At 62.8% G+C, this 8201-nt stretch carries 9 protein-coding genes and 1 pseudogene; 5 read left to right on the forward strand and 5 right to left on the reverse strand.

The window, feature by feature from the left end:
• On the reverse strand, nt 1–296 hold a 296-nt coding region (locus JHD07_RS16680; RefSeq protein ID WP_291624089.1), incomplete at its 3' end, for a hypothetical protein.
• A 224-nt stretch (nt 297–520) separates the two neighbouring features.
• Between JHD07_RS16680 and JHD07_RS16685 the strand changes: the two genes are divergently transcribed.
• A complete protein-coding gene (locus JHD07_RS16685; protein WP_291624090.1) occupies nt 521–1228 on the forward strand; it encodes a hypothetical protein in 708 nt (235 codons plus the stop codon).
• 380 nt (nt 1229–1608) lie between these two features.
• Here JHD07_RS16685 and JHD07_RS16690 read toward each other — a convergent pair whose 3' ends face one another.
• Both JHD07_RS16690 and cysE read right to left on the reverse strand, forming a co-directional pair.
• Nucleotides 1609–1827, reverse strand: a complete 219-nt coding sequence (locus JHD07_RS16690; protein WP_007602550.1) for a DUF3126 family protein — start codon at nt 1825–1827, stop codon at nt 1609–1611.
• 130 nt (nt 1828–1957) lie between these two features.
• Nucleotides 1958–2782, reverse strand: a complete 825-nt coding sequence (gene cysE, locus JHD07_RS16695) for a serine O-acetyltransferase (protein WP_291624148.1) — start codon at nt 2780–2782, stop codon at nt 1958–1960.
• 288 nt (nt 2783–3070) lie between these two features.
• On the opposite strand from cysE, the gene JHD07_RS16700 reads away from it, so the two are divergent.
• A complete protein-coding gene (locus tag JHD07_RS16700; protein ID WP_291624150.1) occupies nt 3071–4426 on the forward strand; it encodes a hypothetical protein in 1356 nt (451 codons plus the stop codon).
• A gap of 271 nt (nt 4427–4697) precedes the next feature.
• Here JHD07_RS16700 and JHD07_RS16705 read toward each other — a convergent pair.
• A pseudogene (locus JHD07_RS16705) lies at nt 4698–5388 on the reverse strand (Crp/Fnr family transcriptional regulator).
• Nucleotides 5389–5594: 206 nt separating this feature from the next.
• On the opposite strand from JHD07_RS16705, the gene JHD07_RS16710 reads away from it, so the two are divergent.
• Together JHD07_RS16710 and JHD07_RS16715 are read left to right on the forward strand one after the other, a co-directional pair.
• Complete coding sequence (locus JHD07_RS16710; protein WP_291624152.1) at nt 5595–5912, forward strand: hypothetical protein; 318 nt, start codon at nt 5595–5597, stop codon at nt 5910–5912.
• A 250-nt stretch (nt 5913–6162) separates the two neighbouring features.
• Nucleotides 6163–6357, forward strand: coding sequence for a hypothetical protein (locus JHD07_RS16715; protein ID WP_291624154.1), 195 nt, complete (start codon nt 6163–6165; stop codon nt 6355–6357).
• A 299-nt stretch (nt 6358–6656) separates the two neighbouring features.
• On the opposite strand, the gene JHD07_RS16720 is transcribed toward JHD07_RS16715, so the two are convergent.
• The gene (locus JHD07_RS16720; protein ID WP_291624156.1) at nt 6657–7112 is read right to left on the reverse strand and encodes a hypothetical protein; all 456 of its coding nucleotides are present in this window, start codon (nt 7110–7112) and stop codon (nt 6657–6659) included.
• 64 nt (nt 7113–7176) lie between these two features.
• Between JHD07_RS16720 and JHD07_RS16725 the strand changes: the two genes are divergently transcribed.
• On the forward strand, nt 7177–8103 hold the full coding sequence (locus JHD07_RS16725; RefSeq protein WP_291624158.1) for a LysR family transcriptional regulator: 927 nt from the start codon (nt 7177–7179) through the stop codon (nt 8101–8103).
• Nucleotides 8104–8201: the final 98 nt, after the last annotated feature.

The raw sequence follows: 8201 nt of genomic DNA on the forward strand, positions 1-8201 counted from the left end.
AGGAAGAAGGTGCCGCTCATCATGCTCCAGAAGCTGGCGATGACGGTGGCCATCATCACGAACTCGATCCGGCGCCGCTCCACCTGGATGCCGCGCAGCGTGTTGCGCATGATGATGAAGGGCGCGGCGAACACCAGGAACGGAACCGCCGCGAAGGTCTTCGGCGCCACGCCCTCCTGCAGCAGGCCGAAGCCGGCGGGCCGCCGCGCGAGCGCCTGGTAGCCGTTCACGAGCGCGCCGGCGAGCGCGAAGCCAATCCCGATGGCAAAAAACATATTGAGAGCTTCAGGTGTCATCGGAACGGTCCGCCCTTACGCAACGCCACCCCGTTCCTGTGACAAAGAGTGCGGGTTAACGCTACATTATCCTTAAGGAAAGGTTAACGCTGCCGGCCGCCTCGCGCAGGGCCCTCCCCGGTCCCCGCAGCCGGGAACGCTGCGCGAACTCGCCGCCGCGTGGCATATTCGGCGCTGATTCGTCGGCCCCTTGGGCGACGTCCCGCTTTCCCAGCGCTCTGGTCATGACGGTGTTTTCGGCAGTTTCCCTCAGGTCCCCTCGCACGCGCACCTGGACGCACATCGTCCCGATCGTGCTCGGCGGCGCGGCTGCGGTGGCTGCGATCGCGCTCGTCGCCTACCTGTTGTGGCCGACCTGGGGCAGCCGCGGCGCGAACGCGCCGGACAGGCTGCCGGTGAGCGTCGGCGGCACATTGTTCAACCTGCCGGTGACCGCGATCCGGATGAAAATCCAGCGGCACTCGGGACCGCAGGAGCGCATCGACCTCGACTTCCTCTATCCCTCGCTGCAGCCGCCCGGCCCGCCCAAGCACGTCACCGCCGACACGGCGGAGGCAGCCCTGCAATCGATCGACCGCATCTTCCTGTCGATCGCGGCCCATCACGATGCGCTCTCGCCCGAGCAGCGAATGGCGACGATCTATCCGCGCTATCTCGACCCGTCCGCGGCGCAGCCCGCAGACGGCCTGACGGTGCGGGCCTTCCGCACCGAAACGCCCTACGGCAGCGAGGACCTGTATTCGGCCCCAAGCCCCGCGCTCACCGCGCGCTGCACGCGCGATGGGGCCACCCCGGGCATGTGCATCGCCGAGCGCCGCGTCGGCGGCGCCGACCTCACCTTCCGCTTTCCGCGCAGCTGGCTGTCGCAGTGGCGCGACGTGGCGGAGGCGATGGACAGGCTGACCGCGCAATTGCGCGGGCCGCGGGGCTGAGCAAAGCCTTTCAAGACAAGTTGTCCGAAAACAACCCCATGCACAGTAGCCAAGTGCTTGGCTCAATTCGTCTTTTCAGAATTTCAGATCACCGCGCCGAAAATCGCCTGCCAAGGCGGGATCCAACACCCACCATCTTCGAATTTTTCGAATTCGCCTTGAAGCGTCGGGCAATACAGGGGTAGTGTGGCACGATGGAAAGAGAGCGCGGCTCGATGTCGATGCGTCTCCCGGACGCAGCGCAGCGTCGCTTCGACAGTACGCTGCAGAGCCCGGGCCCATGTCGCAGCGATGCGTCGTGTAGCTCTCTGGGTCCCAGCTCTGCATTGCAACGCTAGTTGGCATTGCAATGCGTCCGGGACACGAGAGGCGTCGGAAAACTATTCCTGATCGACCAGATCGTCTTCGAGGATCGCCATCTGGAACTGGAACGAGCGATCGTCGTCCTCGTCGTCGACGAACAGCACGCCGATGAACTCCTCGCCGATATAGACTTCGGCGGAATCGTCCTTCTTCGGCCGCGGCACGACGCGGATCTTGGGATTGCCGAATACGCGCTTCAGATACGCGTCCAACTTTCTGACTTCTTTGACGTCCACGGCAAGTCTCCGATCGAAAATGGTCGGCGGGTTTTAGGACGAGACGCGACGAACCGCCAGCATGAATTGCCAAAGAATTTGGGGAGGGAAAGGACCGGCAAATCCGGTCCTTTTCAGCACGAAAGCGCCCTCAGAGCCCCATGGCGTTGATCATCTGATCCATGGTGCGCGAGGGCTCGGCACAGCCGGCCTCGCCGACGATCTTGGCGGGCACGCCTGCGACGGTGACGTTGTGCGGCACCGGCTTGACCACGACCGAACCCGCGGCGATGCGCGCGCAATGGCCGATCTCGATGTTGCCCAGAATCTTCGCGCCGGCGCCGATCAAGACGCCGTGACGGATCTTCGGATGACGGTCCTCATTCTCCTTGCCGGTGCCCCCTAACGTGACACCGTGAAGGATAGAGACGTCGTCCTCGATGATCGCCGTCTCGCCGCAGACGAAACCGGTAGCGTGGTCGAGGAAGATGCCGCGGCCGATGCGCGCGGCGGGATTGATGTCGGTCTGGAACACCGCCGACGACCGGCTCTGAAGATAGTAGGAGAAATCCTTGCGGCCCTTCAGATAGAGCCAATGCGCAAGGCGATGGGTCTGGATGGCGTGAAAGCCCTTGAAGTAGAGCAAGGGATCGATGAAGCGCGAGGTCGCTGGATCACGGTCGTAGACGGCAACGAGGTCGGCGCGGAAGGCGTTGCCGAGATCGGGATCGTCGCGCAGCGCCTCCATGAAGGCCTGGCGCACGAGGTCGCCCGACAGTGCGGAATGATCGAGCCGCTCGGCGACGCGGTGGACCACCGAATCTTCCAGGCGGCCGTGATGCAGCACCGCCGAATAGATGAAGGTCGCAAGCTCGGGCTCGCGTCGGACGATGTCCTCCGCTTCGCCCCGGATCCGGTCCCAGATCGGATCGAGCGATGCGAGCTTTCCCCCCGGATTGACCTGATGCACTGCCATGGTTTTTCTCTTGGGATGCTCTCTCGAAGTGGCGTCTTTTGCTCGCTGTATAGCACAGTCCAGGTGACAAAGTCCCGACGGGCCTGTCCCGGAAGTAAACAGCACCTTGCCCCGCGGAGGCATCCCAAGACCTTGAAACACAACAGTTTCTCCTGGCGCCCCGAGCGGCAAGGTCGGCTCAAAGTGGTCAGGGTTTCGCCAAATTCAAGCCGGCGGTGTGAAACTATTGGTGAATTCTCTCCGAGCCGCTATTGCAGGCAAGGTCCGAATGAGGGGCGCTGAACCGATTTGACCATCACCACCGATCAATTGCGCGCGCGCGCCGCGGGCGCTTTTTGGCTGCGGCTGGCGGCGGTGGCCCTGCCCCTCCTGATGATCGCGCCGGCGATCTGGAACGGCTATCCGCTGTTGCAATGGGATACAGGCGGCTATCTCGCGCGCTGGTACGAGGGCTATCTCGTCCCCAGCCGCTCCACCGTGTTCGGCCTCTATTTGCACTATGGCGAGAGTTTCGGTTTCTGGATCAACCTCGCGCTCCAGTCGCTGGCGACGCTGTGGCTGCTGCAGCTCACGCTTCGTGTGCTGGGATTGACGCAGACCTACCGCTTCGTCGCGATCGGACTCTGCCTGATCGTGACGACCGCCCTGCCTTGGCTCGCCAGCATGCTGCTCACCGATATTTTCGCAGGGCTGTCGGTGCTGTCGCTGTTCCTCCTGGTGGTCGGCGCAGGCGGTACCTCGGCACTGGAAAAGATCGCACTGTTCGTCTTCACCGCCTTTGCCGCGGCCACCCACAGCGCCACGCTCGGCGTGCTGCTCGGTCTTTGCGTCGCAGGCTGGATGGCGCGGCCGTTCCTTAGGCAGCGCCTGCCGCTCGCCGGACTGGTGCAGGCGAGCCTCACCATCGTCGCGGGTAGCCTGATGCTGGTCTCGGCGAATTATGCGCTGTCGGGCAAGCTGGCCTGGACGCCCGGCGGCTACGGCGTCGCCTTCGGCCGCATGATGCAGGACGGCATCGTCGCACGCTATCTCAACGACCGCTGCCCGCGCGAACGCTACAAGCTGTGTCCCTATCGCAACGAGCTGCCGGCGAGCGCCGACGAGTTCCTGTGGGGCAAGAGCATGTTCAACACGCTCGGCCGCTTCGAAGGCATGAACGAGGAGATGGGGACGATCGTCGTGCAGTCGCTGAAGGACTATCCGGCCTGGCAGGCCGGCGCGGCGCTCCGCGCGATGGGACAGCAATTGCTGCACGTGGCGACCGGCGAAGGCACCGACGGCTGGATCCCGCACACCCGCGGCATCATCGAGCGCTACATCCCCGCGCAAGTCGCGCCGATGCGCGCGGCACGGCAGCAGAATTGGGGCCTCGACTTCACCGCGATCAACTGGCTTCACGTGCCGGTGGCGCTGGCCTCGATGCTGGGGCTGCTCGCCCTGCTCGCCCATGCGCTGGCGCACCGGCGGCTCGACGATCTCACATTGCTGGCGGCGACGGTGACGCTGGCCCTGCTCGGCAACGCCTTCATCTGCGCCGTAATCTCCGGCCCGCACGACCGCTACGGCGCGCGGATGGTATGGGTTGCGACGTTCGTGGTGCTGATCGCCGCGACGCGCCGTTTCGGCGACGACATCAAAGCGTGATCAGATTTGGATGAAAATATCGTGCTTGGTTTCGTCCGAGCAGCGAGCGCATCATCAAAAAGAAGCACCCAGAACTGACTCGGCGTTCAACAGCCTATCCGCGTCGGCAAAGCACCAGAGCCCGATAACAGCCCTTGGCGGACTATGGGCGCTCTCGTGACCCGAAGCGATCGTGGGCTCCCAGATTCACAAGCGGTTATAGATGGAAGCATCGGATGGACCCCACGCTGGTGCTGCAGCTAGCCAGAGAGACAACGTCGGCGGGTTTAGCCTATTTCTGCTTTTCGGCACGCTTCCTGAGGTGAGGACTGTCGTGCAACACCACGTTCAGCAGAGAATTATGGACCTCCAGTGATCCGTTATATTTGATGAACCCAAGCTTGCGGAACTTGTTCATAAACATGCTGACCGCGACCTCGTGGTCCCGACCATCTCCGCGAGTGTCTCCTGGCTTATCTTCGCTATGACCGGCTCGGGCTTACTTTCCTTGCCGAAGTTCGCCATTAGCAGGAGGACCCTCGCCAAACGTTTCTCGCTGGAATTGAACAGCTGGTCGACCAAGTCTTCCTCGACTCGGGCGTTCCTAGACAACAGGTGAGCCATGAACATCTCAGAAAACTTCGCTCGTCGCGAAGCGCACGCATGATAGCCGTCTTTTCGAGCCGCATGATGACGCACTCTGTCACCGTCACGACCGTCGCCACCCGCAGCGGATGCCCATTCAGGCAACTCTCACCAAAGAAGTCTCCATTTCCGTGGAGGGCGACTACCGCCTCCTTGCCTTGCTCGGAGACGACGCAAACCTTGACCTTGCCTTCCTGTATGTAGAAGACCGCATCACCGGGGTCTCCCTGAGAGAAGACCTTCCGATTCTTCTGATACTTCGAAACGGTCCTCCCCCCGGCCACGGTGTGGAGGAACACCTGGACGTCGAAGGGCCGCTTCTTCATTGCCTTGGCCATACTTTCCGCCTTTAATTATTCACTAGCATACATTCTAGGACAAATTGAACATCAAGAAAGTTCTTGCCGCGTGTGGGCGCGGTTGAGTTGCACGTGTTCCCCGCCAAGTGAGCACTAAAGCTCAGACTCTCGCTCCAGATGTACGCAGACTCTTCGTTGTAGAAGATGCCGAACCAAGAGGCGTCCAATTAAAGAGGAGTTGAATTATGAGTGTCATCCTTCCGTTCGTATCAGCAGGCGCATTCGAGCCCAACGATATTGAGGCGATGTCCCTAGCTTGTGAGGAAGTCTGCAACTATCTTCATATCAATGGCGACGCGCGGGCTCGTGAGACCATCGCCGTGAGGGTCATCGAGCTAGCCCAGCGCGGCGAGCTTTGCCCCTCGGTGTTGCGCGACCAGGTGCTTGCGGAAGCGAACGCCGGCCCCGGACGATGGCTGATGAGACTCGGCGTCGCCTCACGGACACCCGCTAACGATGACCTCAGGCTGTCCCGTTCTGGTCCTAGGCCGAAGAATGCTTGAGCGCGAGATAATGTCTGCCCTCGCCGGCAGACCGGACGTCGAACCGTATTTGCCTCGACCGCCGCTTATGACCCGAAGGCGACGAACTGTCCTAATCTCGTTCTCACTAACTTTTCGAGGGTGATCAGAATTGACCATATGTCTGGCATCGCACATGACAGATTGCACTGATCACCGCACGGCAATTCTTCGGTGATGAGAACGCCATCACGCGCTCCCGCCTCCATTCCCTCTAGAAAGGAGCTAACCCATGCAGTTGCGCATCAAACAAGCCACATCCCTTGAAGAGCGCCTTACTGCAGAGGCTCTGCGCCTCCGTGAGAAAGCTAAACTGCTTCCACCCGGCATCGAGCGGGAACATGCAATCCGCAAAGCCCGGCAGGCCGAAACAGGCTTGCATATCAACGCGTGGCTGCGATCACCTGGCCTGCGAGCGCCGACATGATGCGTCGAGCGCGCATTGGCGTGAAGAGGATGGTCGACTTCCGAAGGAAATGGTCAAATAAGAGCGACAGGGCCATCAACGCCGTCCTAAGCCACTTCTGGAACAAGCTTCACGCGCCCCCGGCTCAAAGGGACAAGAACAGGCCGTCCAGTTAACTCGGGCGCGTGGCCGACTCACTGGCGGCTTATTATCCTCGTCTTCCAAGACTGTCCCGCCCCTCACAGGAGAGGCAAATGCTCCAACTACAAGAGCGTCAGCAGCTCCCTTAAGGCGAAAGCGGAGGCCGTCGCCTCAATGCTTCACATCGCCTTGGCGAGCGCGAGCAGACGGAAATCCTCGAGCGCCGCGTGGCGATGCGGGGCGACTTCGCGAATGTACTCCTCAGTTTCCACGATCGCGCGGAAGGTGGCGAAATCGCCGTATTCGTTGATCGCGGCTTCGTCCCAATGTTCGCCTGGCGAGCCGACGATGGGCGCCAGGACCGGGACGGAGAATACCCGCACGAGCGGCTTACCGGCCGCCAGACGCCGGAATGCCGGCCTGTAGCGTTCATTGAAGGCTTCGCGGCCTGAGCAGGGCGCGGCGTCGAATCCGTCCTCGTAACGCGCCTGCGCGCGGTAGCGCAGCAGATTGAGCATGTAGATCGGCTGGCCGGACGGGATCGCCCGCTCGGCGGCGTCGAGGGCTTGCAGAGTGATTTCGATGGGGTTCATCGGACTTCCGTGTTTTTGGCGCTGCAGAATGCGCGCTGACACTTCCTAGCTAGCCGTTCGGACTTCGCCCTTGTAGTGACCGTCCAGCCATGACTATGTGGACTCCATGTCCACAACGGCCTTGCCTCCCGATCTCTCACGCCTGCTCGCCTTCGTCCGCGTCGTCGAGGCGGGCTCCTTCGCCGAAGCCGCGCGGCGGGCGGGGACGACCACCTCGGCGATGTCCAAGGCGGTCGCCCGCTTCGAACAGGCTCACGGCTTGCGGCTGTTGCACCGCTCGACCCATTCGCTGGCGCTGACCGCGGAGGGCGACAGGCTGATGACGGCGGGGCGCGCGCTTGTTGAAAGTCTCGCCCGTGTCCAATCCGCGCTCGGCGAAGTCGCGCGCGACGATGGCGGACGGGTGCGCGTGACCGCCCCCGCCTCGTTCGCGCGTGCCTGCATCCTGCCGCGGCTGCCAGCGTTCCTGCGGGAACGGCCGGAAATCGAGATCGAGGTCAAATTCCGCAACGAGATTCTCGATCTCGCGGCGGAAGGCGTCGACGTTGCGATCCGCTCAGGCCCCCTCGACCGCGCGCCCGGCCATCAGGCGCGGCGGCTTTGCACGTTCTCCTGGATCGCCTGCGCCTCGCCCGCCTATCTCAAGGCGCGCGGCGCGCCGGCCACGCCCGTTGAGCTTTCCGCGCACGACCATGTCGGCTTCCGCAATCCCGCGACCGGTCAGATCCTGACCTGGCGCTTCGCCGACCCGCGCGGCAAAGCACCCGTTCGCATCACGCCCAAGCCCAAGCACATTTGCGACGACGCGCATGCTTCGCTGGCTTTGGTCGCGAACGGATTCGGGATCGGCTGGGGGCCAGCCTGGCTCCTTGGCGAAGACCTTCGCGCCGGCCGGCTGGTCGAAGTGCTGGCGCCCTGGCGCGCGCCTGCGGAACCCCTCTGGATGCTGCGCAACTCGGGCCGCCGCCCGCCCCTGCGCACACAGCGCGTCATGGCGTTTCTCAGCACGCTTCCCGCCGCGTTCAGCGACTAGACGGCGTGAAGCTCGAACGGTGGTGCTGTACGTGTCAGCCGAAGCGGCCCGTGATGAACAGTTGCGTACGGGGATCCCGGGGCGATACGAATATGTCG

It is taken from the genome of Bradyrhizobium sp., assembly GCF_016462955.1.
Lineage (GTDB): Bacteria > Pseudomonadota > Alphaproteobacteria > Rhizobiales > Xanthobacteraceae > Bradyrhizobium.

What these genes read in the sequence shown, in the direction of transcription:
- JHD07_RS16685 (WP_291624090.1), top strand. Translation starts at nt 521, where the DNA reads ATGACGGTGTTTTCGGCAGTTTCCCTCAGGTCCCCTCGCACGCGCACC.
- cysE (WP_291624148.1), bottom strand. Translation starts at nt 2,782, where the DNA reads ATGGCAGTGCATCAGGTCAATCCGGGGGGAAAGCTCGCATCGCTCGAT.
- JHD07_RS16710 (WP_291624152.1), top strand. Translation starts at nt 5,595, where the DNA reads ATGAGTGTCATCCTTCCGTTCGTATCAGCAGGCGCATTCGAGCCCAAC.
- JHD07_RS16715 (WP_291624154.1), top strand. Translation starts at nt 6,163, where the DNA reads ATGCAGTTGCGCATCAAACAAGCCACATCCCTTGAAGAGCGCCTTACT.
- JHD07_RS16725 (WP_291624158.1), top strand. Translation starts at nt 7,177, where the DNA reads ATGTCCACAACGGCCTTGCCTCCCGATCTCTCACGCCTGCTCGCCTTC.